This window comes from Haloferax namakaokahaiae (genome assembly GCF_042663225.1).
GTDB classification, from domain to species: Archaea; Halobacteriota; Halobacteria; order Halobacteriales; family Haloferacaceae; genus Haloferax; species Haloferax namakaokahaiae.
In genome coordinates this window covers 1711873-1736073 of sequence record NZ_JBHTAA010000005.1, presented here as the reverse complement: position 1 = coordinate 1736073, position 24201 = coordinate 1711873, and the positions used below count along the sequence as shown (strand labels likewise).

27 protein-coding genes are annotated in these 24201 nt (G+C 63.3%); 13 read left to right on the top strand and 14 right to left on the bottom strand.

The window, feature by feature from the left end; all coding sequences use genetic code 11:
* The first annotated feature begins 1 nt into the window (after window position 1).
* Window positions 2–1495, top strand: a complete 1494-nt coding sequence (locus ACFQJC_RS16780; RefSeq protein WP_390225523.1) for a dihydrolipoamide acetyltransferase family protein — start codon at window positions 2–4, stop codon at window positions 1493–1495.
* Window positions 1495–2922, top strand: a complete 1428-nt coding sequence (gene lpdA, locus ACFQJC_RS16775) for a dihydrolipoyl dehydrogenase (protein ID WP_390225521.1) — start codon at window positions 1495–1497, stop codon at window positions 2920–2922. Before ACFQJC_RS16780 ends, lpdA begins: the two co-directional genes overlap by 1 nt.
* An 18-nt stretch (window positions 2923–2940) precedes the next feature.
* On the opposite strand, the gene ACFQJC_RS16770 is transcribed toward lpdA, so the two are convergent.
* From ACFQJC_RS16770 to serB, 4 genes are all read right to left on the bottom strand, one after another.
* Window positions 2941–3132, bottom strand: coding sequence for a hypothetical protein (locus tag ACFQJC_RS16770; RefSeq protein WP_390225519.1), 192 nt, complete (start codon window positions 3130–3132; stop codon window positions 2941–2943).
* A 70-nt stretch (window positions 3133–3202) separates the two neighbouring features.
* The gene (locus ACFQJC_RS16765) at window positions 3203–4741 is read right to left on the bottom strand and encodes a methyl-accepting chemotaxis protein (protein ID WP_390225517.1); all 1539 of its coding nucleotides are present in this window, start codon (window positions 4739–4741) and stop codon (window positions 3203–3205) included.
* A gap of 3 nt (window positions 4742–4744) precedes the next feature.
* Window positions 4745–5029, bottom strand: a complete 285-nt coding sequence (locus tag ACFQJC_RS16760; RefSeq protein WP_390225515.1) for a hypothetical protein — start codon at window positions 5027–5029, stop codon at window positions 4745–4747.
* Window positions 5030–5233: 204 nt separating this feature from the next.
* The gene (serB, locus tag ACFQJC_RS16755) at window positions 5234–5881 is read right to left on the bottom strand and encodes a phosphoserine phosphatase SerB (RefSeq protein WP_390225512.1); all 648 of its coding nucleotides are present in this window, start codon (window positions 5879–5881) and stop codon (window positions 5234–5236) included.
* Between the two features lie 105 nt (window positions 5882–5986).
* Here serB and ACFQJC_RS16750 point away from each other — a divergent pair, with 105 nt between their 5' ends.
* Window positions 5987–6424 (top strand): DUF7522 family protein, encoded by a 438-nt coding sequence (locus ACFQJC_RS16750; RefSeq protein WP_390225510.1) that lies wholly within the window; start codon window positions 5987–5989, stop codon window positions 6422–6424.
* Window positions 6425–6438: 14 nt separating this feature from the next.
* On the opposite strand, the gene ACFQJC_RS16745 is transcribed toward ACFQJC_RS16750, so the two are convergent.
* A complete protein-coding gene (locus ACFQJC_RS16745; RefSeq protein WP_390225509.1) occupies window positions 6439–7101 on the bottom strand; it encodes a DUF7504 family protein in 663 nt (220 codons plus the stop codon).
* Window positions 7102–7235: 134 nt separating this feature from the next.
* Here ACFQJC_RS16745 and serA point away from each other — a divergent pair, with 134 nt between their 5' ends.
* On the top strand, window positions 7236–8813 hold the full coding sequence (serA, locus tag ACFQJC_RS16740) for a phosphoglycerate dehydrogenase (protein ID WP_390225507.1): 1578 nt from the start codon (window positions 7236–7238) through the stop codon (window positions 8811–8813).
* Here the strand turns inward: serA and ACFQJC_RS16735 are convergent.
* The 6 genes from ACFQJC_RS16735 to ACFQJC_RS16710 all read right to left on the bottom strand — a co-directional run bounded on the left by ACFQJC_RS16735 (window position 8803) and on the right by ACFQJC_RS16710 (window position 12384).
* On the bottom strand, window positions 8803–9135 hold the full coding sequence (locus ACFQJC_RS16735; protein WP_390225505.1) for a hypothetical protein: 333 nt from the start codon (window positions 9133–9135) through the stop codon (window positions 8803–8805). The two genes, serA and ACFQJC_RS16735, sit on opposite strands and share 11 nt — an antisense overlap.
* Window positions 9136–9275: 140 nt before the next feature.
* Window positions 9276–10535, bottom strand: coding sequence for a threonine synthase (gene thrC, locus ACFQJC_RS16730; RefSeq protein WP_390225503.1), 1260 nt, complete (start codon window positions 10533–10535; stop codon window positions 9276–9278).
* An 89-nt stretch (window positions 10536–10624) separates the two neighbouring features.
* Window positions 10625–10993, bottom strand: a complete 369-nt coding sequence (locus tag ACFQJC_RS16725; protein WP_390225501.1) for a helix-turn-helix domain-containing protein — start codon at window positions 10991–10993, stop codon at window positions 10625–10627.
* Window positions 10994–11110: 117 nt separating this feature from the next.
* Window positions 11111–11347 carry a hypothetical protein gene (locus tag ACFQJC_RS16720; protein ID WP_390225499.1) on the bottom strand — a complete coding sequence of 79 codons (237 nt, stop codon included), beginning with the start codon at window positions 11345–11347 and terminating at the stop codon, window positions 11111–11113.
* Between the two features lie 68 nt (window positions 11348–11415).
* Entirely contained in the window at window positions 11416–12114 is a 699-nt protein-coding gene (locus tag ACFQJC_RS16715; RefSeq protein ID WP_390225497.1) for a DUF5828 family protein, read from the bottom strand.
* Between the two features lie 60 nt (window positions 12115–12174).
* Window positions 12175–12384 carry a hypothetical protein gene (locus tag ACFQJC_RS16710; protein WP_390225495.1) on the bottom strand — a complete coding sequence of 70 codons (210 nt, stop codon included), beginning with the start codon at window positions 12382–12384 and terminating at the stop codon, window positions 12175–12177.
* Window positions 12385–12473: 89 nt separating this feature from the next.
* Between ACFQJC_RS16710 and ACFQJC_RS16705 the strand changes: the two genes are divergently transcribed.
* Window positions 12474–12854 carry a cupin domain-containing protein gene (locus ACFQJC_RS16705; RefSeq protein WP_390225493.1) on the top strand — a complete coding sequence of 127 codons (381 nt, stop codon included), beginning with the start codon at window positions 12474–12476 and terminating at the stop codon, window positions 12852–12854.
* Window positions 12851–13447: a DUF8052 family protein gene (locus ACFQJC_RS16700; protein WP_390225491.1), complete on the top strand. Its 597-nt coding sequence runs from the start codon at window positions 12851–12853 to the stop codon at window positions 13445–13447. The genes ACFQJC_RS16705 and ACFQJC_RS16700 overlap by 4 nt, the downstream gene beginning before the upstream one ends.
* Window positions 13448–13478: 31 nt before the next feature.
* Here ACFQJC_RS16700 and ACFQJC_RS16695 read toward each other — a convergent pair whose 3' ends face one another.
* The 3 genes from ACFQJC_RS16695 to ACFQJC_RS16685 form a co-directional block, all read right to left on the bottom strand.
* A complete protein-coding gene (locus tag ACFQJC_RS16695) occupies window positions 13479–15296 on the bottom strand; it encodes a carbon starvation CstA family protein (RefSeq protein WP_390225489.1) in 1818 nt (605 codons plus the stop codon).
* Window positions 15297–15464: 168 nt separating this feature from the next.
* A complete protein-coding gene (locus ACFQJC_RS16690) occupies window positions 15465–16430 on the bottom strand; it encodes an ArsA family ATPase (RefSeq protein WP_390225487.1) in 966 nt (321 codons plus the stop codon).
* Window position 16431: 1 nt separating this feature from the next.
* Window positions 16432–16728, bottom strand: a complete 297-nt coding sequence (locus ACFQJC_RS16685; protein ID WP_390225485.1) for a DUF7990 family protein — start codon at window positions 16726–16728, stop codon at window positions 16432–16434.
* A 101-nt stretch (window positions 16729–16829) separates the two neighbouring features.
* Here ACFQJC_RS16685 and ACFQJC_RS16680 point away from each other — a divergent pair, with 101 nt between their 5' ends.
* The 7 genes from ACFQJC_RS16680 to ACFQJC_RS16650 all read left to right on the top strand — a co-directional run bounded on the left by ACFQJC_RS16680 (window position 16830) and on the right by ACFQJC_RS16650 (window position 24188).
* Complete coding sequence (locus tag ACFQJC_RS16680; RefSeq protein WP_390225483.1) at window positions 16830–18113, top strand: CobW family GTP-binding protein; 1284 nt, start codon at window positions 16830–16832, stop codon at window positions 18111–18113.
* Window positions 18110–18313: a hypothetical protein gene (locus tag ACFQJC_RS16675; RefSeq protein ID WP_390225481.1), complete on the top strand. Its 204-nt coding sequence runs from the start codon at window positions 18110–18112 to the stop codon at window positions 18311–18313. The genes ACFQJC_RS16680 and ACFQJC_RS16675 overlap by 4 nt, the downstream gene beginning before the upstream one ends.
* Before the next feature lie 113 nt (window positions 18314–18426).
* Window positions 18427–19110: a uracil phosphoribosyltransferase gene (gene upp, locus ACFQJC_RS16670; RefSeq protein WP_390225479.1), complete on the top strand. Its 684-nt coding sequence runs from the start codon at window positions 18427–18429 to the stop codon at window positions 19108–19110.
* A gap of 85 nt (window positions 19111–19195) precedes the next feature.
* Window positions 19196–19396: a DUF7569 family protein gene (locus ACFQJC_RS16665; protein ID WP_390225477.1), complete on the top strand. Its 201-nt coding sequence runs from the start codon at window positions 19196–19198 to the stop codon at window positions 19394–19396.
* Between the two features lie 371 nt (window positions 19397–19767).
* On the top strand, window positions 19768–20805 hold the full coding sequence (locus tag ACFQJC_RS16660; RefSeq protein WP_390225475.1) for a TAXI family TRAP transporter solute-binding subunit: 1038 nt from the start codon (window positions 19768–19770) through the stop codon (window positions 20803–20805).
* Between the two features lie 45 nt (window positions 20806–20850).
* Window positions 20851–21336, top strand: coding sequence for a DUF1850 domain-containing protein (locus ACFQJC_RS16655; RefSeq protein ID WP_390225473.1), 486 nt, complete (start codon window positions 20851–20853; stop codon window positions 21334–21336).
* A 14-nt stretch (window positions 21337–21350) separates the two neighbouring features.
* Window positions 21351–24188, top strand: coding sequence for a TRAP transporter permease (locus tag ACFQJC_RS16650; RefSeq protein WP_390225471.1), 2838 nt, complete (start codon window positions 21351–21353; stop codon window positions 24186–24188).
* Window positions 24189–24201 lie beyond the last annotated feature (13 nt).

Here is a 24201-nt window from a genome sequence, read left to right as displayed (position 1 = left end):
AATGGCGATCAAGGAATTCAAACTACCCGACGTCGGTGAAGGCGTCGCAGAAGGCGAACTCGTAACGTGGCACGTCGCCCCCGGCGACGAGGTGACCGAAGACCAAGTGCTCGCGGAAGTCGAGACGGACAAGGCGCTCGTCGATGTGCCGTCGCCGTACAACGGCACCGTGAGCGAACTCTTCGCCGAGGAAGGCGAAGTCGTTCCCGTCGGCACCGTCATCATCACCGTCGAAGTCGAAGGTGAAGACGACGACGCGGGCGCAGCCGAGAAAGCGGCCGAGTCCGAAACCGAAGAAGCGGCCGAAGCCGACGAAGACGAAGACACCGGCGGACGCGTCTTCGCCCCACCGAGCGTCCGTCGTCTCGCCCGCGAACTCGACGTCGAACTCGAAACCGTCAGCGGGTCCGGCCCGAGCGGCCGCATCACGGAAGGCGACGTTCGCGCCGCCGCCGAGGGCGAGGAGGAAACCGAAGCAGAATCCAGCGGACCCCGCGAGGTCAAAGCCGGCAAGTCGGCGACGGCCAAGGCGAGCGAGAGCGTCTCCTCCGAGGCCGCCGACCGCGACCGGACGCTGGCCGCCCCGGCGACCCGCGCACTGGCGAAAGAGGAAGGTATCGACCTCAACGCCGTGCCCGCGACCGAGATGCGCAACGGCGACGCGTTCGTCTCGCCCGAAGCCGTCACGGAGTACGCACAGGCACAGCGCGAAGCGCAGGCCGCCGACGCAGAGGCGCTCGCAGAAGCGGGCGGCGAAGCAGGGGCCGAACCCGCCGCGGCCGCCGAATCCGGTTCCGGCGCTGGCGAGCGCATCCCGTACAAGGGCGTCCGCAAGGCCATCGCCGACCAGATGGTCCGCTCGAAGTACACCGCGCCGCACGTCACCCACCACGAGGAAATCGACGTGACGGAGTTGGTCGAACTGCGTTCGCAACTCAAACCCGTCGCCGCGGAGCGCGAGACGAAGCTCACCTACATGCCCTTCGTGATGAAGGCGGTCATCGCGGCGCTCAAGGAGTTCCCGTACATGAACTCCCAACTCGACGAGGAGAACGAGGAAATCGTCCTCCGCGACGACTACAACCTCGGCGTGGCAGTCGCCGCCGACGCGGGGCTCATGGTTCCGGTCGTCCGCGACGCCGACAGCAAGAGCATGCTCGAACTCGCCGACGAGATGAACGAGCTTATCGACAAGGCGCAGAGTCGCAAGATTTCGCCCGCCGAGATGCGCGACGGCACGTTCACCATCACGAACGTCGGCGGCATCGGCGGCGAGTACGCGACGCCCATCATCAACTACCCCGAGGTGGGTATCCTCGCGCTCGGAGCCATCAAAGAAAAGCCGCGCGTCGTCGATGGTGAAATCGTGCCCCGAAACGTCCTCACGGTCTCGCTGTCGTTCGACCACCGCATCGTCGATGGCGCGCTCGCCGCTCGCTTCACGAACCGCATCAAGGAAATCCTCGAAGACCCCAAACTGTTGGTGCTCGAATAATGGTCGTCGGAGACATCGCAACCGGAACGCAAGTACTGGTCATCGGTGCCGGACCCGGCGGCTACGTCGCCGCCATCCGCGCCGCACAGCAGGGTCTCGACACCACGCTCGTCGAGAAAGACGCCTACGGCGGCACCTGCCTGAATTACGGCTGTATCCCGTCGAAGGCGTTCATCACCAGCGCGAACCTCGCCCACGAGGCGGGTCACGCCGAAGAGATGGGTATCCACGCCGACCCCGTCGTGGACATGTCGCAACTCCGCGACTGGAAAGACGGCGTCGTGGACCAACTCACCGGCGGCGTCGAGAAACTGTGCAAGGCCAACGGCGTCAACCTCGTCGAGGGAACCGCGCGGTTCAAAGACGAGAACGCAGTGCGCATCGCCCACGGCGGCGAGGGACAAGGCTCCGAAACCATCGAGTTCGAGCAGTGTATCATCGCCACCGGGTCGCGCCCGATTCAGATTCCGGGCTTCGACTTCGCGGACGAACAGGTGTGGTCCTCCCGCGACGCGCTCGCCTCGGACACCGTCCCCGAGCGACTCGTCGTCGTCGGCGGCGGCTACATCGGGATGGAACTCTCCACGACGTTCGCCAAACTCGGAGCCGACGTGACGGTCGTCGAGATGCTCGACGACATCCTGCCGGGCTACGAAGCCGACGTGGCGCGCGTCGTCAAGCAGCGCGCGAAGGACCTCGGCATCGATATGAACTTCGGCGAGGCCGCGAGCGGCTGGACCGAAGAGGGTGAGGGCATCCTCGTCACGACCGAGACCGAAGACGGCGAGGAGTCCGAATACCGCGCCGACAAGGTACTCGTCGCAGTCGGTCGTTCGCCCGTCAGCGACACGATGGAAATCGAAAACGCCGGTCTCGAAGCCGACGACCGAGGATTCCTCGAAGTCAACGACTTCCGCCAGACGAGCGTGGAGAACATCTACGCAGTGGGTGACGTGGTCGCCGACACGCCGATGCTCGCCCACGTCGCCTCGAAAGAGGGAATCGTCGCCGCCGAGCACATCGCCGGCGAACCCGTCGCCTTCGACAGTCAGGCCGTCCCAGCGGCGGTCTTCACGGACCCCGAAATCGGCACGGTCGGCATGACCGAGGAAGAGGCCGAAGAGGCCGGTTTCGAACCCGTCGTCGGCCAGATGCCCTTCCGTGCGTCCGGTCGCGCGCTCACGACGAACCACGCAGACGGCTTCGTCCGCATCGTCGCCGACGACCCGTCAGGGTTCGTCCTCGGCGCGCAAATCGTCGGCCCCGAAGCCTCCGAACTCGTCGCCGAAGTCGCGTTCGCAATCGAGATGGGCGCGACGCTCGAAGACGTCGCCTCGACGATTCACACGCACCCGACGCTCGCGGAAGCCGTGATGGAAGCCGCAGAAAACGCGCTCGGACAGGCGATTCACACGCTGAATCGCTAAGTTTCGCTCTCTTCTCTTCTATTCGTTCTCTATCCACCACAGCGCCAGCATCGTCCCCACCACTGCCACGATGGCGGGAATCGAACGGTCCACACCGAGTGTGTCGAAGTTCACGAGGACGACACCCTCGGCGAGGGCGGCGAGCGCGAGAATCACGAACGCGAGTCCCGCCACCCATAGCTCGGGTGTTTTGACGTTAGCGATAGACATTGCAGACCGTACGGTGCAGAGTATGATAAATGTTAGCAGAAAACATGGCTGGTTGGGGGAGCGTGCCGTCTTACTGGTCGTGTTGGAAATTGAAGCCCGACGCATCACCCCCACCGTCGGCGGCCATCGGCGTCGCCTCGGCGGCTGGCGATGGCGTCGCAGTCGGCGTCGCTCGTCCGCCGGCCTGTTCGACCTCGAACCGGTTGAGCAGGTCGCTCAACTCCGTCGCCGAACTCGAAAGCGAGTCGATGCTGGTGGTCACTTCGGACATCGACGCGGTCTGTTCTTGCGATGCGGCAGAGACGCTGGCGACCTCCTCGCTGGTTCGTTCACCCGACTGGTTGACGCCATCGACCATGTCGAGTACGTCCTCGGTCAGGGTCGCTTGCTCGCTGGTCGCGCGGTCGATTTCTTGGATACCGTCGTTGACCTCGCTGACGCGGGCGGCAATCTCTTGGAAGGCGTCGAGTGCCTCTTCGACCGTCTCCGCGCCGGAATCAACGCGGTCGCCGACTTCCTGCATGTCCTCGACCGTCTCGGCGGCCGTGTGCTGGATGTTGGAGATGAGTTCCTCGATTTGCCCGGTCGCGTGGCCGGCCTCGCCCGCGAGTTCTTTGATTTCGCCGGCGACGACCGCGAACCCCTCGCCGGCCTTGCCGGCGCGGGCCGCTTCGATAGACGCGTTGAGTGCGAGGAGGTTAGTTCGGTCGGCGATTTCGGTGATGAGGTCTACGATGGTGACGATTTCACCGATTTCGTCGTGGAGAGCCTCGACTTCACCGAGCGTCGAGTCGGTCTTCGTCCGAACCGACCGCATCCCATCGAGCGCCTGCGTCGCGGACGCGCGACCGGTCTGGCCGTACTCGGCGGCGAGTTCGGAGGTCTTCGCAACCTCGGTAGAGGACGCGGCGACTTCCTCTATCGTCGCCGACAGCGTGCTCATCTCGTTCGAAACGTCCGTCAGGTTCTCGTGTTGGAGTTCGGTCTCGCCGGCGACGGAGTTCATCGCGTCGCTCACTTCCTCGCTGGCCGCTTGGACCTCGTTCGAACTCGCACGTATCTGGGTGGTCGAGGCCGCGACGTCGTCGCTGAACGTCTGGATGCGAACCATCGTGCCTTCGAGGTCCTCCATCATCTCGTTGAACGAGGCTTTGACCTGTTCCATCGTCTCGTGGTCCTTGTCGGCCCGCATCCGAACCGTGAGGTCACCGGTGGCCGCCTGCGCCATCACGTCGCTGAACTCCTCGGCAGAGGAGGCGAGCGACTGGGTGAGTTGTTCGGCCTCCTCGCGTGAGGCCGCCTCGTTCGCCCGCGACTCTTTCATGCTCTGGACGATGGCGTACGTTCCCGTCGCGCCGACCGAGAACACCGCAACCGTCGCCGTGAGGAGCGAGACGCTCACGATGTCGAGGATGGCACCGCCGAGACCGAGATGCTCGGCGGCGACGACGCCCGTCCAGAGCACCCCGAGGAGCGAGGCGAACGCGAAGTTCAGCCAGAATCCCGAGTCGTCGTCGGCCTCGCGGTACGCCTGTAGCGAGACGATTACCGCGCCGATGTACGCGCCGAATCCGATAACGTCCAGGACGGGAGTGAGTAACTCGAACATCGTTCACTCCCCGTCGGCGGCGGCGGCCGCACGCTGGGAGCGAGCGGCGAGCAGGAAGACGATACCCGAGGCGGCGATACCGGCACCGTGTTCGACGAGGTTGAGAATATCGCCGAGGACGAGCGCTTCGACGTTCGTCGCCAGCGCGCCCACACACAGCAAGAGGTAGCCCCCAGTGAACAGTTTCGAGCGTGATGTGTGTAACAACAAGACCGGAACGAGCCCAACGAGTGCGATGAGCACTAAGACGAGTTCTTTCGGGTCGAGTGCAGCCAGTTCTGAAGCCATGGTACAGATTGTCGAATGTTAACAGTTGTATATAGGACTAGGCCCCCGAGTATCTTTTCAGAGAATTACGGGCAAAAATGCCCGATAGATGGGTGATGTTTTGGAGATGTCTCTCAAAATTGAATAATTGGAGATAATACAGATTGTCAGACACGAGTTGTTCGTCGGAGGATACGATGCGAGAAGAGCGGGCGGTCGGTGAAGTTACTCTTCGGCGTCGAGGATGCCGTAGCCCTCGAACACCTTTCCTAATCGACTCATCGAGGAGACGACCACGTCGCACGCTGGGCGGACGGCGTCTTTCGGGATGAACCCGACAGACAGACCGGCGACTTCGAGCATCGGGAGGTCGTTCGCGCCGTCGCCGACGGCGACCGTTCGACTCATATCGACGTCGTGTTCGGCGGCGTAGTTCTCGAGTGCCGTGTCTTTGGTGCCTTCGATGAGCGACCCTTCGACGCCGCCGGTGAGTCGGCCGCCCTTCACGGGGAGATGGTTCGAGACGATATCGTCCACTTCGACCCCCTCTTTTTCCAATGCGCGTTCGACGCCGCGCTTGAACCCGCCGGTGAAGATAGCGACTTCGTGGCCGTGGTCGCGCAATCGCCGAATCAACTCGGCCGCGCCGGGGCGCAGTTCGACCTCGCCGTAGGCCTCCTCGGCGAGTTCCTCTTCGAGTCCTTCGAGCAGGCGAGCGCGGGAGCGAAGGCTCTCGGCGTAGCTTATCTCGTCGTTCATGGCGCGCTCGGTGATGTCTGCCATCTGCTCGGCGGTGTCGTTGCGCCGGCCGAGGAGGACGGTCATCTCCGAGTCAGAAAGCGTTCCGTCGAAGTCGAAGGCGATGATTCGCATTAATTGCTCGTCGTTCCCGCGGGGTTTCAAAGCTTCCGCGTCGGCAGTTATCGGTGAGAAAAATCGACACCGTGCTATATATCGGCCCTCTCCGTGACGGACAGTATGGACGAGGTACACGACGCCGAACACGAGACGCTCGAAGCGGTCGAAGCCGACTTGGCCGAGGACTTCGGCCGTGAGGGTGACGACCCGCTCCAACAGTTCATTTACAGCCTCCGCAACCTCGACGAGGTCGATGTTCGCGTCGTCGGCCAGTACGACGGTGAGAACTACGAACTGCTGTATCTCCGCGAGGACCTCGAATCGAAGTTCGGGCCCGAAGAGCGAACCGCGCGAATGAAGGCCATCGTGATGAAGGCCCTCGGCGAGCCGGTGACCGAACCCGAGTTCGACGACTACGGCGAGTTAGACGCGGTGCTCCGCTGGTTCGAGAACGCGGTCGTCGCCATCTATCCGCACGACGAGTGGTCGGGCGTCTTCGTCTCGTTCGACCGAACGGACTCGCCCGTCGTCGATTTAGCGCTCGAACACTTGGCCTGACGGGGTCGTGGCGTTCAGACGCGAAGCGGTGTCCACGTCTTCGGTCCGATATCGAGACCGCGAGTGCGAACTTCTGCGAGGCTCTCGGTCTCTCTCGTCTCGATGAGCGCGTCGAACGGCTGTTTGAGCAGTTCGAGTTCGCGGTCGTCGATAAAGCCGGTGTCGAGGGTGAACACGCCCGTGAACTCCGCGGCCGCGATTCGGCCGGTGATGACGTGCAGGAACTGGAACACTCGCTTGAGGTCTGTGTACATCGCAATCGTCGAGAGGACGTGGAGACCGACCCGAGCAGTCCGACCCGCCTCGAAGTGCGTGCGCAACGATTCGGTGAGGTGGATACCGATACCAGTGAGGTCACCCGGGTTCGAGACGTAGCGACTCTGGGCTGACCGCGCGTCACGCGAGAGCAGGTCGGCCACGCTCGTCGTGTCGATAACTTCGAACTGTTCGGCCGAGTGGCCGGCGATGTGCTCGAACTCGGTCGTTATCGTCGGCGCGGGCTTTCGGGTCGTGACGACGATTTTCCCGCCTCGCTGCGAGTCGTCCGACTCGGCGAGAAGCGAGAGCATCAGTCGTCGTTTGTGAGTCATCGCCGGGCCAGCGATGAGTACTGACCCGCCGTCGGGGAGCGAAAACTGCGGCGAAGATGGCGGGCTTTCCCCGGCACGATGTTCCATTTGGTAGTGGTATCTAGGCCGGAAATGAAAACGGTGACGGCACCGGTCGGACCCCCGCCGTGCGAGACACTCTCATGTTCACGATATAGGCCGTTGTGGCAATCCTTAACCCGCATGAGTTTGACCCTATCCGCATGAAGGTACTCGTCACGGACCCGATTGCCGACGCGGGTCTCGACCGGATTCGAGAGGCCGGTTATGCGGTAGAGACTGCCTACGACGTCGAAGGTGAAGCGCTCCTCGAAGCCGTCTCCGACGCGAACGGACTCATCGTCCGCTCCGGAACACAGGTCACCGCCGAGGTGTTCGAGGCCGCACCCAACCTCGTCATCGTCGGCCGCGCCGGTATCGGCGTGGACAACATCGACATCGAGGCCGCCACGGAACACGGCGTCATCGTCGCCAACGCCCCCGAAGGCAACGTCCGTGCCGCCGCCGAGCACACCGTCGCCATGGGCTTCGCCGCCGCGCGCTCGATTCCGCAGGCACACGCCCGCCTCAAGAACGGCGAGTGGGCCAAGTCCGACTACCTCGGTACCGAAGTCAACGGCAAGACCCTCGGCGTCGTCGGTCTGGGTCGCGTCGGCCAGGAAGTCGCAAAGAAACTCTCCTCGCTCGGGATGAGCATCGTCGCCTACGACCCCTACATCGGCCAAGAGCGCGCCGAACAACTCGGTGCGGAACTCGTGGAGTTCGACGACTGTCTCTCTCGTGCCGACTTCCTCACGGTGCACACGCCGCTGACCCCCGAGACGAAAGACCTCATCTCCACCGACGAGTTGGAGACGATGGGCAGCGGCTATCTCATCAACTGCGCCCGCGGTGGCGTCGTTGACGAAGCGGCACTCGCTCACGCCGTCGATTCCGGCGTCCTCGACGGGGCGGCAGTGGACGTGTTCGCCGACGAACCCGTCTCGCCCGACAATCCGCTTCTCGACGTGGACGATATCGTCGTCACGCCGCACCTCGGCGCGTCCACCTCGGCCGCACAGGAGAACGTGGCCGTCTCGACGGCCGACCAAGTCGTCGCCGCCTTCCGCGAGGAACCGGTGATGAACGCGCTCAACGCGCCGTCGGTGGACGAGAGCGCCTTCCCGCGCATCCGTCCCTACATCGGTCTCGCCGAGACGGCCGGCAAAATCGCCGGCCAACTGCTCGACGGCCGCATCGGCGAAATCGAAGTGAGCTACAACGGCGACATCGCGGGCGAGGACGTGGAACTCGTCACCGCCTCCGCGCTCAAGGGCGTCTTCACGCCGCTCGAATGGCAGGTCAACGCCGTCAACGCGCCGCGCATCGCCAAGGAACGCGGCATCGACGTCACCGAGTCGAAGTCCCGCCAGTCGGAGGACTTCCAGAGTCTCGTGAGCGTCACCGTCCGCAACGGCGACGAAGAGATGACCATCGCGGGAACGCTCTTCGCGGGCGACGACCCGCGTATCGTCCGCATCAACGGCTACCGTCTCGACGCGATTCCGCACGGTCACATGCTCATCGCTCGCAACTACGACAAACCCGGAGTCATCGGCCTCATCGGCACCGTCCTCGGCGACGGCGACGTGAACATCGCAGGCATGTTCAACGCCCGTCGCGCGAAGCCCGGCGGCGAGGCACTCACCGTCTACAACCTCGACAGCGAAGTGCCGGACGCGGTCCGCGACGAACTCCTCGCCGATGACCGTATCATCGACGTGGACATCATCACGCTCTGAGTCGGCGAACGAACGATTTGAGGCGGCTCAGGACGCCTGTCGGCATCTTCTCACGTTTTTCACGACGCGGCGGCTGTGCCTCGGAGAGCAGGTGCTCGTAGCCGTCGATGACCGACTGTCGGTCGCGCTTTTCGATGGCGAGTTGGCGTCGAAGGCGCTCGTTCGCCTTCCGAAGCGCCTCGTTTCGGCGTTGCAGGCGCTCAGCGTCAGTGGTGGTTCGTGGCGGCGAGCGCGACACTGCGACCCCGTCGTCCCGCGGGTAGGTTCGCGCTCCGGAACCGCCCGAACTGACGGTTCCAGTCGGAATGCTGGAAGCAGACATAGTCGTGACAACGGGACACACAGCAAAAAGAATGTGTCAGACGGACAACTTGCGTCCGTCTGCCGCTCGGTCGAAACTGTCCACCTGCCGCACGGCCGAGCGCGACCGGTTGGCGCGATTGCGAACGCGTCCGTTTTGGGTTACTCCGAGAGCAGGTCGAGCACGGCGTCGATGTCGTTGGCGACGGGTTCGGGGTCGTCGCCCGCTTCGAAGGCTGCGTCGGGGTCTTTCAGGAGGTGACCGGTGGTGAGACAGACGACCCGTTCGTCGTCGCCGACGACGCCCTCGCGGCGGAGTTTGCGGAGGCCGGCGACGGAGGCCGCGGAGGCGGGTTCGACGCCCACGCCTTCTGCGGCGAGGTCGCGCTGCGCGTCGGTTATCTCCTCGTCGGAGACGGCGACGGCGGTGCCGCCCGTCTCGCGGATGCCGGGCAGTGCCTTGGGGGCGTTGACCGGGTTACCGATGCGAATCGCGGTCGCCTTCGTCTCGACTTCGTCCCAGCGGCGGGTGTCGTCCCAGCCGTTCTCGACTGCTTCGACCATCGGGGCGGCACCTTCTGCTTGGACGCCGGTGAGTTTGGGCACGTCCTCGGCGTCGAGCGAACCAGATTGAACGAGTTCGCGGAACGCCTTGTAGAGCGCCGAGGTGTTGCCCGCGTTGCCGACGGGAAGGACGATGCGGTCCGGGTAGGTGTCGTAGTCGTCGAAGAACGCTTCGAGGATTTCCAGGCCGATGGTCTTCTGGCCTTCGAGGCGGAAGGGGTTGAGCGAGTTGAGGAGGTAGACCTCGCCCATGTCGGCGAGTTCTTGGACGATATCGAGACAGGAGTCGAAGTTGCCGTCTACTTCGAGGATACGGGCATCGTGGAGGGACGCCTGCGCGATTTTCCCGGCCGCGACGTTACCGGCGGGGAGGAGCACGAGCGTCTCCATGCCGCCGCGCGCGCCGTAGGCCGCGAGCGCCGCGGAGGTGTTACCGGTCGATGCGCAGGCGAGACGGTCCACGCCGAGTTCTTTGGCGACGCGGACCCCGACGGTCATGCCGCGGTCTTTGAACGACCCCGTGGGGTTCATCCCCTCGTGCTTGATGCGGAGGGTCTCGACGCCGACGTCGGCTTCGAGGCGGGGGACTTCGTGGAGCGGCGTATCGCCCTCGGGGAGCGAGACGCCCGCTTCGAACGGCAGGGCGGCGTTGTAGCGCCAGACGCCCCGACCCTCGAAGTCGTCCCACGTCGCGGGTTCGTCGTAGCGGACTTCGAGGAGTCCGTCGCAGTCGTCGCACGTGTATCGAATGTCCTCGAACGGCGCGAACTGTTCGCCGCATTCGATACATTCGAGCCAGACGCCGTCGTCGGCGACGGCCGGCGCGTCTTGGGCAGGTGCCGTGAGTTCGAGGCTCATTGCTCGGGCGGTGGCACCAGAGGGACAAAAACGGGAGGGTTCGGGCGGCACCTGCCGAGCGTCGTCTCGGCCAGCGACGTCTACGAGAACTACCGCCCGAACGAGTCGATTCGGTCGTGGACCGTCTCGGCCCACTCGTCGAGGGCGGCGTGCATCATCTCTTTCGCCTCGGGAAGCGGCGTCGCCGTGTACTGGTAGACGTAGCCGCCGGGGTCGAGCAACCGACGGCGGCGCTCGGCGAGTCCCTTCTCCAAGAGCGTCGTCAGCGAGCGATTCACGTTACTGCGGTCCCGGTCGAGCATCTCTGCGAGTTCCGCGACGGTGCTCCCCGGGTTGTCGAGGAGTGCGAGATACGTCCGACTCTCGTGGCGCTGGATTCCGAAGACGCAGGCGAGGACGTGCCCGAAACTCGGGTCGTTCGTCTCAATCAGGTCTTCCAAATCCGGTGCGTCAGCCATGCACGATGCTTCGGCGTGAGTCGAATTAAACCCTCACGTCCCGGAACACGGTGTCGCTCGTCTTTCGCGTCGTGAGCCTGTCGTCGTTCGCTCCTCGACGTCGGGAACTTGCTGTGCTCACTCCTTGGCGTAGCCCATCTTCGTGACGCACGCTCGCATCCCCGCTTCGTCCTCGTGCTTGTGGAGCGTCGTCGGCGTATCGCAGTAGAAAATCTTCCCGTCGTGGCGCAGTGTCACCTCGTGAGTACCGCCGAGCATCTCGGCGCGGACGACGATTCGCCGACCGTCCCGGAGGTGGTCGAGGATTTCGTCCGCGGTCAACTCACCGGAGTCGATGTACAGCGGTTCGGCCATACGGACCCATCACGGGCGGCCGGTATCAGTATTTTCGAAGGGGAAGGTGAACCTCGGGGGACGGTCGGTCAGTTGGTCGTCGAACGCGTCGGCGACTCGGACTCGCGTTCTGCCTCCGTCACCTCGACGCCCTCGACGGCTTCGGCGATTTCGGTGTCCTTCTCGGTGTCGATGTGCCAGCGGTCCACCTCGTCTTCGAACTGTTGAAGCAGGTCCGAGACGGTCCCTTTGAGTTCGTCGTCGTTGACGTTCACTTCGAAGACGAACTGTTCTTCTTCGGACCCGCGGCCGACCTGCTGGATGTTGGCGCTGACGAGTTCGTTGTCGAAGTAGTACGGTGCGAGTTGTGTCATGACCTTCCGATAGACGGCGTCTTCGACCTTCCGAAGCGCTTTGCGCCCGGCCGAGTCGGCCGCGCGTGCGACGTAGTTGATGGAGTCTTGCCACGATTCGACCGCGCTCTCGCCGTCTCCCTCTTCGACCTTCTCGTAGGAGTCGGTGAGTTTCTCACCCGCCGTCTTGAGGTCGTCGTTCGGGCTTTTGCCGGCCTTCTCGCCCTCGCCTTCGGCGATGCTCGCCTGCTCTGCGGTCTTCTTGTTTACGTCCTTTCCAAGGCGCTCGTGTGACTTGGGTCGCCACTCGTCCCACTCGTCGAATGCGGCCCCCTTTGTTCCGGCGTCGGCGAGCGCACGCGTAACGCGTTCGCCGTGTTCCACCACCTCGCCCCAGGTGCCCCGACACTTGAACCCGGAGATGCTCTCTTCCATGTCGTTGACGGGAATAGGCGCTAGAGAATATAAACTCTGCGAGCAAATTATTGCGATACGTTATCGAGAACCAAAGATGACGCGCTCGGCGAACGCGTCGAGTCGAGCCGAGAGACCTTCGAACCACGCCGATGGCGACGTTCGGCGGAGGTCACTATCGTCGAGTTCGATACGGTCGCCATCGAATGGGTTCGGTCCACCGTCGGCCGTCGCGTCCACGACGGTCGTCAACGAACACCGTCCGCACGCTTCTCGTTTCGGGTCCGACATAGACGTTTGATTCGGAATCATCACGAATAAACCTTGGTTTTGGGCGGGTTCACGACGGCTTTATGAGTCCGAACGTGGTGCCACGTCTCATGGGATACCGAGTTGTTGCAACCGAGGACATCGATGAGGTAGCAGACCGACCGTGCGAACTCCGCCGTATCGGGTCTGCAGGCGAGGTAGAGAACTTCGCGCTCAACTACTTCCGTGCCGAGCCCGGCGAGCAAGCGCCGCTGGCGTACCACTACCACACCGAACAGGAAGAGGCGTTCTACGTCCTCTCGGGCACGCTGTTCGTCGAGACGCCCGAAGAGACGTTCGAAGTCCCGGAGGGAAGCACGTTCGTCGCCGACCCCGAAAGCCCGCACCGCGCGCACAACCCCGAAGACGCTGCCGACGCGGTCGAACTGCTGGCTATCGGCGCGCCCGCCGTCTCGGGTGACGCCGAGGCGTACGACCCCGACGACGAATGAGCGACGAGGTCCGACCCGACGAAGAGTTCGACCCGCCGGTCTGGGACGACGAATATCTGGACCGCGTCTCCGACCGCCTCATGCACAATTACGACCTCGAACAGGACTACGGCGTCCACGGCGAGCGATTCGACCTCTTCGGGTCGATGCGCATGGAGACGCGGAAACAGTTCGTCCACCAGTCTATCAACTACGCCAACCACCACGCGAAAGAGTACCTCTTCGCCCGCTACGTCGATACCGCGACGGTGGCCGAACTCGAACGCCTCGTCGAACTCGGGCACAGACTCGCCGAGGAGTGGGTCGAACCGGACGAAGAACACTTCGGGACGGACTTCACGTTCGTCCTCGTCGCGCCCGAGATTCCCGACGACGTCCACGAGTTCGTGAGCGACTTCTCGGACCGGACGCTCATCAAATTCGGCTACTACGGCCACTTCGAGATGAACGTCGCCGTCGTCGCGCCCGAGGCCGAGACGGCCATCGCCAGTCCGAGCGCCGATTCGGTCGCCGCGTTCACCCTCTGGACCGACGTGTCGCCGACTGCGTCGGGCGGGTTGGTGCAGCGGCTCCTCGGCCGGTTACGCAAATAAAAAAGCGAATCGAAGGGTTCGATTCTAGTTCTTAGTCGTCGCTCGGTGTCGGCTGACCGCCACGGCCACCGCCGGATTCTCGTGCGTCTTGGATGTTGTCGTAGCCCATCTTGGCGAGCGACAGTGCAAGGTAGACGAGCACGAGTGCGATGATTATCTGCACGACTGCCGAGAGCATGGCGAAGAGGTCCGCACTTGCCATCCACTCGCTGTTCAGGAACTTCGCGTAGATGTTGTCGTGGAACGCCAGCCACAGCAGACCGATGGACGTGATGGTCGTCATGAGCGCCATCGGGCCGCCGGTGCTGAGAAGCTGCTTGGAGTCGTCCCAGTTAGCGAGCCAGACGGTCGCCGTCAGGAGCGCCATCGCGGCGAGCAGTTGGTTCGCGCCGCCGAACAGCTGCCAGAGCGTGAGCCACGAGCCACTCGTGATGAGCAGGTACGCGGGGACGGTCTGGACCAGTGCGTTCCCGTAGCGGTCGGATGCGAGCTCTTCGACCGACGACTCGGGCGTGCCGACGATTTCTTCCATCATGTAGCGGCCGAGACGCACGGCCGTGTCGGTCGAGGTGAGCAGGAAGCTCACGAGCACGAGGGCCATAAAGGGCCCACCGAAGCTCGTCGGAATGCCGAAACTCGACAGGATGACGCCGCCACCGGTTGCGAACGTCGGGAGTGCGAGGCCGATACCGCCACCCACGTCGGGGGCGATGATAGCGACCGTTGCGAGTGCGACGGTGGCGAGCAGGCCTTCGCCGAGCATGCCACCGTAGCCAATCATCCGCGCGTCACTCTCCTTGTTCAGTTGCTTCGAGGTGGTCCCCGAAGAGACGAGCGAGTGGAACCCGCTGATGGTCCCACACGCGATAGTGATGAACAGGAGCGGGAAGAGCGGTGCGCCGGAGCGACCGATGAACCCGTAGAAGGGTTCGAGGTTGGTCACGAGCGGTTGGCTCGACGTCCCGAAGAGCGTCCCAACGACGATTGCCACGAGCGCGCCACCGACGCCTGTGTAGAGCAGGAACGACGAGAGGTAGTCGCGCGGTTGGAGAAGCACCCACACCGGGAGTGCGCTCGCAATCGCCCCGTAGATGAGAATAATCGGAACCCACGCCGCTGCGTTTGCGCCGAATGCGCCTGCAGCAGGGAGCCACGAACCGCCACTACCGAACAGCACGAGTGTCGATGCCGGTGCGCGCGCCGCGGGTTCGAACAGTGCAATTGGGTACTGAATACCCGCGAAGACACCGATGAACATCGCCGCGACGAACGCGACGGTTCCCGGCAGGAACGGCAGATTGAGTTGGTACAGGTACACGCCGAAGAACACTGCGAGAGCGATGTACACCAAACTCGCAGTCGCCGCCTCGGGATACGCGTTGAACACGATGGCCACCACGAGGGCGAACACCGCGACGACGAGCACAATCGTCAGGAACGCGAACCACAGCAGCATGTTCTTGCCGCGTTCGCCGACGTACTCGCCGATGATGTAACCAATCGACTTCCCGTCGTGTCGCAGACTGCTCGAGAGCGACACGAAGTCGTGTACGCTGCCGAGCAGCGGATTACCGATAGCAATCCACGCGAGCGCCGGGAGCCAGCCCCACACCACGCCGGCCGTAATCGGGCCGACGATTGGTGCGCCGCCTGCAATACTTGAATAGTGATGCCCCAGTAGCACCGGCTTCTTCGCCGGTACGTACTCTTGACCGTCTTCGTATTTGTGTGCCGGTGTATCACGACTGTCGTCGAGTTCGACGAACTGCGCGAGGTACCGTGAATATCCGAAATACCCAACGGTAAACAACGCAACAACCGCTGCAACCAGCCAGATGACTTGTACCATGGTACTCTGCCCCATTGCCCGACACGGATATATCTAACTTAACGTTAACGATAGTTGGGAATCTATCACGGACGAATAACAGGTAACCGAGGAGAGGTGTGCGCCGGGGGAGTTCTGGCAAATATGTGGAAACAACAGCACCGTTACCCTTCGGTCGGAGTCGCGCCTTCAGTCGTCGTCGGGAGTCACGTCGATGTCGAGTTCGTCTGCGACCTCGCCGAGGAAGTCGCCTTTCACTTCGGCGACCCGTGTCTCGATTGCCGCGACCAGCGGCGGTTCGAGGTCTTCGCGGAGTTCTTCGAGTCGCTCTTGCTCAGTCGTGACTCGGTCGCGCAAGAACCGCGCCCCACGTCCCTCCTCGTCGGGGTCGGGTTCTGGTGTCAACCTGTTGACTGCAAGGCCACGGACGTTGAGGTCGTAGGAGTCCAGTTCCTCGACCGCTCGTTTCGTCTCCCAAATCGAGAGTTGGTCGGGGTTGACGACGAGGAAGAACGCCGCGTCGTTTTTCAGCGTCTCGGCCGCAAAGGAGAAGTTGTCGCGGCGGGCTTCGAGACGGGCGATAATCGGGTCGCCGTCCATCATTCGCCGCGGTTCGTTGTTGCCGATAGCGGCGCGTTCGAACAGCTTTACCGACTGCTTTCGCTTGTAGATGAGTCGCTGAATCCAGCCGTCGAGGTACTCGGGGAGCGAGAGGAGACGGAGCGTGCCGCCGGTCGGCGAGGTGTCGAAGACGACTCGGTCGTACTCCTCGGAGTCGCGCATGACCTCGATGAAGCGGTCGAAGAGCGCCGACTCGTGTGCGCCGGGCGTCTGGTGCGACATCTCGATTTGGCGGTCGATTTCGTTCACCATCGCCGGACTCACCTGGTCCGAGAGCGCCCGCTTGGTCTCCATCAGGTGCTCGCGGACCTCCGTTTCGGGGTCGATTTCCATCGCGTCGAGGTTCGGTTCGCCTTCGACGGGCGATGGCTGGTCGGTGAACTCCTGGTCGAACACGTCGCGGGTGCTGTGTGCCGGGTCGGTCGAGACGAGGAGCGTCCGAAGGCCCGCCCGTGAACACTTGACCGCGTACGCGCTCGACATCGTGGTCTTTCCGACGCCGCCTTTGCCACCGAAGAAGACGAATTTTTGCATGTTAGAAGTGGTACTGGTGTCCCTTTCGTTCGAGCAGCGACCCGCGGTCCCACATTCGTCGCTCCCACGCCTCGAACTCGTCTTCGAGGTAGGGGAGGAGTTCCGCCGTGTAGTAGGAGACGGGCGACGGGATGCCGAACGCGTCGGGGAAACACGCGAGCATGAACGCGTCTTCGTAGTCCTCGGCCTGCTTCTCGATTTTCTCGTAGGCCGGGTGGGTGATCATCCCGTGATAGAGGCCCCGAACCCACTCTTCGACCAGCAGTCGGAACGACTCGATTCGCGCGGCGAGGGTCATCAGTTAACAGTGTCACCATCCCCCGTGCAAAAGGGTATCGCTCACGAATTTCTACCGAAGATACCCACGGGTTCTTATACGAGGGCGAGGAAGCCCCGGCTATGACGACGCGGGAGACCATCCCCGTGACTATCCTCGGCGGAAGCCTCGGCGCAGGGAAGACGACGCTGCTCAACCACTTGTTGACGAACGCGGCCGGCAGGGACATCGCCGTCCTCGTCAACGACATGGGCGAAGTGAACGTCGATGCCGAGTTGGTCGCCGCAGAGTCCGAACTCGCGGTCGGCGGGGGAGTCACGGAGCTATCGAACGGGTGTATCTGCTGTGAACTACAGGACGACCTGGAGACGGCCGTCGTCCGCCTCGCCCAAGAGCGGTCGTTCGACCACCTCGTGGTGGAAGCCTCCGGCGTCTCCGAACCCGGCCCGGTCGCCCGACTCTTCGTCACCTCGCGTGCTGCCGCGCGGTACGACATCGCCGGTCTCGTCACCGTGGTCGATTCCCGCCTCTTCGCGGATACGTTCGCCGGCGGCGACCCCGACCAGACCGTCGCCGAAGACAGTGACGGCGAGGTTCGACCGCTCTCGGACCTGCTGGTCGAACAGGTCGAGAGCGCAGACCTCGTGGTGCTCAACAAGTGCGACCTCGTCTCCGAAGAAGAACTCGCTGGCGTCCGCGACGTGGTGAGCGCGCTCCGACCCGAGGCCGACATCGTCGAGACGACTCACAGCGCGGTCGATATCGACACGTTGCTCGCGGACCTCTACGACCCCGACGCGCCGGTCGGCTGGCGGGCGGCGCTGGAGACCGAAGCGGCGGAAGAAGAAGAAGAAGAAGAAGAACACGGCCACGGTCACGCGCACAACGGCGAAGCGCACGACCACGAACACGGACACAGTGACGACGGCCACGGCCACGACCACGCCGTCGTCTCGCACGCCGAGGAGACCTACGGCATCACGTCGTTCGTCTACCGGCGGCGTGCACCGCTCGACCCTGAGGGTCTCGAATCGGTGCTCGGCGACCTCCCGAGTTCCGTGATTCGCTCGAAAGGAACCGTCTGGGTCGGCGGCGCGGACGACGTACAGTACACCTACAGTCAGGCCGGCCCGTCGGCGTATCTCACCGCCAGCGGCCCGTGGATTGCCTCGCTGCCCGAGTTCGAACAGGACACCTATCGTCGCAACCACCCCGAGATAACGTGGCACGACGACTACGGCGACAAGCGCACGGAGTTGGTGTTCATCGGCCGCGACATCGACGAAGACGCGCTCGTGGCGGCGCTGGACGAGCACGTCCTCGGAGACGCTGGCGACGTCGCCCAGCGGTTCCCGACCGAACCCGGCGCGGAAGTCGCGCTCGCCGAACCGGAGGCGGGCGAATGAGCGAAGAGTCAGAGGGTGGCATCGAGTGGGGCGAAGGCGACCCGCGGGTGCTGATAGTGATGAACCTCATCCTCTCGTCCATCTTCGCCACGGTGGTCGTCTGGGCGCTCGATTACGCGAGTCTCTGGGCGTTCACCGCCGTCAACGTCGCCACCCTCGCGCTCGTGCTCACGGCGATAACGTACGTCGTGACGAAGTAGTCATGACGAAGTAGGCTGTGACCACGTAAGTCAGTCGTTCGTCAACGTACAGCAGGCGGACGCTGGCGGCCGATAGCCGGTTTTATGTCCTTCGGGAGTCCGCTTATTCGGTAATGCCGATTGAAGACCGAGACGACGCGTACGTGCTCACGCACGCGCTGGCGAAAGACACGCTCTCACGCCTCCGCGACGTGGAGACGACGCAGGTGGCGTTCCGGAAAGGACTGGTCAAACTCGGCCGCATCTGTGGCTACGAAATCATCGACGGGGCCATGGAGACCGAGTACGTCAGCATCCAGACGCCGCTGGCCGAGACGACCGGCGAGCGCGTGAAAGGACTGGACAACGTGGTCATCATCAACGTGCTTCGCGCCGCGACGCCGTTCGTCGAGGGCCTGCTGAAGGCGTTCCCACGCGCGAAACAGGGCGTCATCTCCGCCGGCCGCGACGAAGAGGCGGGCATGGACGACGACGGGAACTTCCCCATCACCATCGACTACGTGAAACTCCCCGAAATCACCGAAGAAGACACGGTCATCGTGGCCGACCCGATGCTTGCGACGGGTTCGACGATGTGCTCGGTCCTCGACCACATCCTCGAGAGCAACGCCGAGGTAGACCCGGCCAAACTGTTCGTTCTCTCGGCCGTCTCGGCACCGGACGGCCTGCTCCGCGTCGCCGAAGAGTTCCCCGACGTTGACCTGCTGACCGTCTCTATCGACGACTACCTCGACGACGACGGCTACATCGTCCCCGGTCTCGGTGACGCTGGCGACCGCGCCTTCCGCACGACGTAGCGCGCCCTCGGCGGGTAACGACTAAGTTGCCCCCCGCGGACTTCCGAAGCATGGACGAGACTCGCGCGACAGGAGGCACCCGCAGATGAGCGACCCATGCGACGGGTGCGGCCAGTCGGTCGAAGACGCACTTGCCCGGGACGTTCGACTCCAAGTGGACCGTTCGACGGTCGATAGCCAGCGGTTCTGTCCGACGTGCTTCGCCGAGTGGATAACGAAATACCAAGAGCAGATGTCGCCTTCCTCGAACCACGAATCGTCGGACGCCGACATCATCGTTGACTGAACGACGACCCCCTTTCTTCGAGTCGAAAACCGCATGACAGCGACGACTTACTGTGTCACAAACGGCGGTCCGAAACGTACCCACCGAGTACTACTGTGACACACACTCTCAACTGAGACCTCTCACGTCCACCTCACGATTCGATTTCCTCCCGTTCGAGTCGAACTATATACCATCATGATATCAGAACTACATTATTTACACGATTGTTGTGCACATATGTCAAGGCCGACCCGAATTAGACGATAGTGCCAAAAGATAGCATTTAACGAATTCATTGTGATAATGATTTATTGATAATCATGTGAAAATACACACAGGTTTGCCGTTGACATGAACAAGCATATATAGATAAATAACAATGATACTGTATGACTCGGAAACTTAACCGACGAGAGTTTATCGCAGCGACAGGCGTGGCCGGCGTTGCAGGTCTCGCAGGTTGTGCCGGAGGAAACGGTGGCGACGGTGGCGAAGGAACGACCGCAGAAGAGACGACCACCGAAGGAGACACGGGCGGCGAAGAGACCACCACCGAGGGTGGAAACGGTGGTGGCGGTTCGAGCCGTCTCTCGTGGCACGCAGGCGGTACGGGTGGGACGTACTTCCCGCTCTCCAACGAGTTCAAGTCCGTCGTCGAAGCGAACACGGACTACACGCTCCAGGTTCAGTCCACGGGTGCATCCGTCGAGAACGTCGGTAGTCTCGCCCGCGGCGACGCCGACTTCGCACTGATTCAGAACGACGTCGCCTACTTCGCACGCAACGGCGAAGGTATCGAGGCGTTCCAAGGCGCGCCCGTCGAGAACCTCCGTGGCGTCGCAACGCTCTACCCCGAGACGATTCACATCATCACGCTCTCGGATACCGGCATCACGTCGGTCGATGACCTCTCGGGTGCGACCATCAACACCGGCGACCTCGGGTCCGGAACGCAGGTCAACGCCGTCCAGATTCTCGAAGCCCTCGGCATCAGCGACTACTCCGAGCAGAACACTGGCTTCTCGCAGGCATCGGACCAACTGAAGAACGGCGACATCGACGCCGCGTTCGTCGTCGGTGGATGGCCGGTCGGTGCAATCGAAGAACTCGCCGCGACCGAGGACGTCGTCGTCGTCCCCGTCGATGGCGAACAGCGCGAAGCAGTCAAGGGTGCCGCACCGTTCTACGCGGACGACGAGATTCCGGCCGGCACGTACGGTCTCGAATCGGCCGTCCCGACCGTCTCGGTGCAGGCGATGATTGCGACCAACGCCGAACAGCCCGACGAGACGGTCGAAGAGGTCACCGCGGCCATCTTCGACAACGTGAGCGAACTGACCATCAAGACCGACTTCATCTCGGCGGAGACTGCACAGGATGGCATGTCCATCGAACTGCACCCCGGCGCGCAAGCCTACTTCGGCTAAGTAGTCGGCGACCGTCCCTAGAACCGCACACCTTCACCTCTTTCAATGCTCGACTCGACAGCAAAACGTCTCCTCGTCGTCCTCGCCGTCTTAGCGCTCGCTGTCGGCGGGAGCGCCGCAGTGCCGGCCGGACAGGCCCTCGTCGTCGAAGACGCCGAAACCGGCGAGGTGCTTTTGACACAGCACGTTTCGGAAAATACGACCGTCTCCGTCGAATACAACCACAGCGTCGAGAAGACGCGCGTCCTCGACGAGTACACCGTCCGGAACGGTGAACTCGAGATGACGAGAATGGAGTTCGAGTCGTACGGGTGGGGGCTTCCCGCCCGCGCCGACGTGCACAAGGAAAACGGCTCGTACGCCTTCGACCCCGAAGGAAGCTGGGAAGAACTCTACGTCAAACCCGGCCACGTCGCGGGGCACAAACTCCACGTAGGTGAGAGAACGTACGACCTAGTAGCGCTCTCGGATGCGCGAACGGTCCGACTCAGCGTGACGAACCAGTCCGTACTCGACGCAGCCCTCCACTGACCAACGACTGACCAATGACGAACCGAACACACGATGGGGGTCGAGGCAACGACCCTTCCGACGAGAACTGTGGTGACTGCCAGTCCGACGAGTGGACGGACGGCGAGACCACCCTGCCCGTGCGAGCCGATGGGGGCACTCCCACGGACGAGGCAGGCGAGCGTACAGACGAAGAACTATCCGAAGAAGAGGCACAGGAGATGCTCGAAGGAATCGAGCGAAAGCGGACGCTCACCGGGTGGGCCGCCATCGTCACCTCGATTATCGCCATCTCCTTCTCGCTCTTCCAGTCGTGGCTGGCCGCCCGCGGCTTCGACTTCTCCGCGACACTACCGTTGGTGGGCGAAGTGTCGCTCGGCGCGTTACAACTGTTACAGATCAACGCCGTCCACGTCGCCTTCGCGCTCGTCTTGGCGTTCATCCTCTTTCCGCCGACGACGGGCCACGGCGCGTTCGCCCGACGACTCGGCCGCGTCGTCCCGACGCTCGCCTCACGATTCGGCGAGGACAGTCCCATCACCCGCGCCGCAGACGGACTCCGTCGCGGAGTTCGATGGCTCGCCGTAGACCCCGAACGAGAGCGCGTGACGCCGCTCGACGTGGTGTTCATGGTTCTCGCCGCGGCGACGGCGCTCTACATGGTGATGGAGTGGAGCGAGATTCAGCGCCTCCGCGTGTTCGGTCTCTCGGCGGGTCGGACCGTCGCGGAGTACCTCGGTCCGTTCGGGGTCGTCCCCGAAGCGATCAGCGCGCTCGGGATTCCGCTGGCAGACGTCTCCTACCCGTTCTTCCTCGGCGTCGTCGGCGTCTTCCTCGTGCTCGAAGCGACGCGGCGCTCGCTCGGGTTCTACCTGATGGTCATCGTCGCCTCGTTCATCGTCTACGCGCGGTGGGGCTACCTCATCTCGCCGAGCCTGCCGATTATCGGCGTGCTCTCGATTCCGCAGGGGTCGTGGACGAACATCATCCAGAACCTCTGGTACAACACCGAGAACGGCGTGTTCGGGATTCCGGTCACCGTCTCGGTGCAGTTCATCTACATCTTCATCCTGTTCGGCGCGTTCTTGGAGATGTCCGGTGCCGGCCAGTGGTTCATCGACCTCGCCTACGCCGCGACCGGAACGCGAAAGGGTGGCCCGGCCAAAGCGTCCATCCTCGCGTCCGGGTTCATGGGAACCATCTCCGGGTCCTCTATTGCGAACACCGTGACGACCGGTGCGTTCACTATTCCGCTGATGAAGAAATCCGGGTACCGTGCGGAGTTCGCGGGGGCGGTCGAAGCCTCTGCGTCCTCGGGCGGGCAGATTCTCCCGCCCGTCATGGGTGCGGCCGCTTTCCTGATGATAGAGTTCATCGGCGTCCCCTTCTCGGATATCATCATCGCCGCGACCATCCCCGCCATCGTGTTCTTCTTCGGCGTCTGGGTGATGGTCCACCTCGAAGCGACCCGCGCGAACATCGGCGGATTGGACCGCTCGGAAGTCGTTGACCTCCGCAAGCACCTCTCGCGCGGGTGGTTCTACCTCATCCCGCTCGCACTGCTCTTGTACTACCTCATCATCGAGCGCCTGACGGTCGCTCGGTCGGCGTGGTTCACCCTCATCGCCATCATGGCGCTGCTCGCCGCGGTGGCCGCCTACAACGAACGGACGCGGATACCGTTGCTCGGGACGATTGGCGCGGTGTATCTCGCGCAGGTCGTCTCGTTCCTGACGACCGGTGTCGGCATCCCCGACGCGGTCGCCGGCGCTGGCGGCGAGGGTCTGTCGTTCGTCGGCGCGCTCTTCGCCGCCGCCGGCAACCTCGGCTACATCGTCATCTTCGTCAGCCTCGCAATCATGCTCGCGCGGCCGAATCTGGACGCGCCGTTACTCCGATTCGACGACGCGGTTGACGACGCGGCGGACAAAGTTTCCGCGGCGGTCTCGCGCCCGTCGCTCTCGGATATCAACGCGTTCCGCTACGTGACGTTCATCGGCAAGTCGATGGACTCCGGTGCGCGAACCTCGACCGAAGTCGTCATCGCCGTCGCCGCCGCGGGTATCATCCCCGGCGTCGTCAGCGCGACCGGTCTCGGCCCGAACCTGACCGCGCTCATCAAGACGGTCGCAGGCGGCTCTATCGTTCTCTTGCTGCTCTTTACGGCTATCGCCTCTATCATCCTCGGGATGGGCATGCCGACCACCGTGACGTACATCATTCTGGTGTCGCTGCTCGGCCCGGCAATCGCCCAGTCCTCGGACATTCCACTACTCGCGGCACACCTCTTTATCCTCTACTTCGGGGTGATCGCAGACATCACACCACCGGTGGCGGTCGCAGCGTATGCTGCGTCCGGGATTGCCCGGTCCAATCCGTTCAGGACGGGGACGAAGGCGTTCTCGCTCTCGCTCAACAAGGCAATCGTCCCGTTCGCGTTCGCGCTCACGCCGGGAATCTTGCTCCTCCGCGGGCGGGGTGAAGAAGCGTCGGTCATCACGTTCGCCGACGTGGCCGACCTCGCGTGGTTCGTCCCACAGGTCGTCATCCCCGTCGCGGGCGTCTTCCTCGGCGTCGTCGCGCTGGGTTCGACCGTCATCGGCTATCTCTACACCCGCGTCAGTCGCACCGAACGCGCGCTGTTCGCGCTCAGCGCGTTCTTCCTCATGGCACCGTCGCTCGTCGTGAACGCCGTCTTCGACCTCGGCGGGGCACTCGGTCTCGTCGGTGCGGCACCCGGCGGCGTCGTCGTTGACCTCGGACTGCGTGCCGCAGGCGGCGTCCTCTTCGGCGTGCTCGCGCTGAAGAACAAGCGAGAAACCGGCGACCGTAGCCAACCCGCACCCGAACCGATGGCCGAACCGACCGACTGAACGGGTCGTTCTG

Excerpts from the sequence above, each read along its gene's own strand:
- ACFQJC_RS16780 (WP_390225523.1), top strand. The coding sequence starts at position 2 with ATGGCGATCAAGGAATTCAAACTACCCGACGTCGGTGAAGGCGTCGCA.
- lpdA (WP_390225521.1), top strand. The coding sequence starts at position 1,495 with ATGGTCGTCGGAGACATCGCAACCGGAACGCAAGTACTGGTCATCGGT.
- ACFQJC_RS16770 (WP_390225519.1), bottom strand. The coding sequence starts at position 3,132 with ATGTCTATCGCTAACGTCAAAACACCCGAGCTATGGGTGGCGGGACTC.
- ACFQJC_RS16765 (WP_390225517.1), bottom strand. The coding sequence starts at position 4,741 with ATGTTCGAGTTACTCACTCCCGTCCTGGACGTTATCGGATTCGGCGCG.
- ACFQJC_RS16760 (WP_390225515.1), bottom strand. The coding sequence starts at position 5,029 with ATGGCTTCAGAACTGGCTGCACTCGACCCGAAAGAACTCGTCTTAGTG.
- serB (WP_390225512.1), bottom strand. The coding sequence starts at position 5,881 with ATGCGAATCATCGCCTTCGACTTCGACGGAACGCTTTCTGACTCGGAG.
- ACFQJC_RS16750 (WP_390225510.1), top strand. The coding sequence starts at position 5,987 with ATGGACGAGGTACACGACGCCGAACACGAGACGCTCGAAGCGGTCGAA.
- ACFQJC_RS16745 (WP_390225509.1), bottom strand. The coding sequence starts at position 7,101 with ATGGAACATCGTGCCGGGGAAAGCCCGCCATCTTCGCCGCAGTTTTCG.
- serA (WP_390225507.1), top strand. The coding sequence starts at position 7,236 with ATGAAGGTACTCGTCACGGACCCGATTGCCGACGCGGGTCTCGACCGG.
- ACFQJC_RS16735 (WP_390225505.1), bottom strand. The coding sequence starts at position 9,135 with ATGTCTGCTTCCAGCATTCCGACTGGAACCGTCAGTTCGGGCGGTTCC.
- thrC (WP_390225503.1), bottom strand. The coding sequence starts at position 10,535 with ATGAGCCTCGAACTCACGGCACCTGCCCAAGACGCGCCGGCCGTCGCC.
- ACFQJC_RS16725 (WP_390225501.1), bottom strand. The coding sequence starts at position 10,993 with ATGGCTGACGCACCGGATTTGGAAGACCTGATTGAGACGAACGACCCG.
- ACFQJC_RS16720 (WP_390225499.1), bottom strand. The coding sequence starts at position 11,347 with ATGGCCGAACCGCTGTACATCGACTCCGGTGAGTTGACCGCGGACGAA.
- ACFQJC_RS16715 (WP_390225497.1), bottom strand. The coding sequence starts at position 12,114 with ATGGAAGAGAGCATCTCCGGGTTCAAGTGTCGGGGCACCTGGGGCGAG.
- ACFQJC_RS16710 (WP_390225495.1), bottom strand. The coding sequence starts at position 12,384 with ATGTCGGACCCGAAACGAGAAGCGTGCGGACGGTGTTCGTTGACGACC.
- ACFQJC_RS16705 (WP_390225493.1), top strand. The coding sequence starts at position 12,474 with ATGGGATACCGAGTTGTTGCAACCGAGGACATCGATGAGGTAGCAGAC.
- ACFQJC_RS16700 (WP_390225491.1), top strand. The coding sequence starts at position 12,851 with ATGAGCGACGAGGTCCGACCCGACGAAGAGTTCGACCCGCCGGTCTGG.
- ACFQJC_RS16695 (WP_390225489.1), bottom strand. The coding sequence starts at position 15,296 with ATGGTACAAGTCATCTGGCTGGTTGCAGCGGTTGTTGCGTTGTTTACC.
- ACFQJC_RS16690 (WP_390225487.1), bottom strand. The coding sequence starts at position 16,430 with ATGCAAAAATTCGTCTTCTTCGGTGGCAAAGGCGGCGTCGGAAAGACC.
- ACFQJC_RS16685 (WP_390225485.1), bottom strand. The coding sequence starts at position 16,728 with ATGACCCTCGCCGCGCGAATCGAGTCGTTCCGACTGCTGGTCGAAGAG.
- ACFQJC_RS16680 (WP_390225483.1), top strand. The coding sequence starts at position 16,830 with ATGACGACGCGGGAGACCATCCCCGTGACTATCCTCGGCGGAAGCCTC.
- ACFQJC_RS16675 (WP_390225481.1), top strand. The coding sequence starts at position 18,110 with ATGAGCGAAGAGTCAGAGGGTGGCATCGAGTGGGGCGAAGGCGACCCG.
- upp (WP_390225479.1), top strand. The coding sequence starts at position 18,427 with ATGCCGATTGAAGACCGAGACGACGCGTACGTGCTCACGCACGCGCTG.
- ACFQJC_RS16665 (WP_390225477.1), top strand. The coding sequence starts at position 19,196 with ATGAGCGACCCATGCGACGGGTGCGGCCAGTCGGTCGAAGACGCACTT.
- ACFQJC_RS16660 (WP_390225475.1), top strand. The coding sequence starts at position 19,768 with ATGACTCGGAAACTTAACCGACGAGAGTTTATCGCAGCGACAGGCGTG.
- ACFQJC_RS16655 (WP_390225473.1), top strand. The coding sequence starts at position 20,851 with ATGCTCGACTCGACAGCAAAACGTCTCCTCGTCGTCCTCGCCGTCTTA.
- ACFQJC_RS16650 (WP_390225471.1), top strand. The coding sequence starts at position 21,351 with ATGACGAACCGAACACACGATGGGGGTCGAGGCAACGACCCTTCCGAC.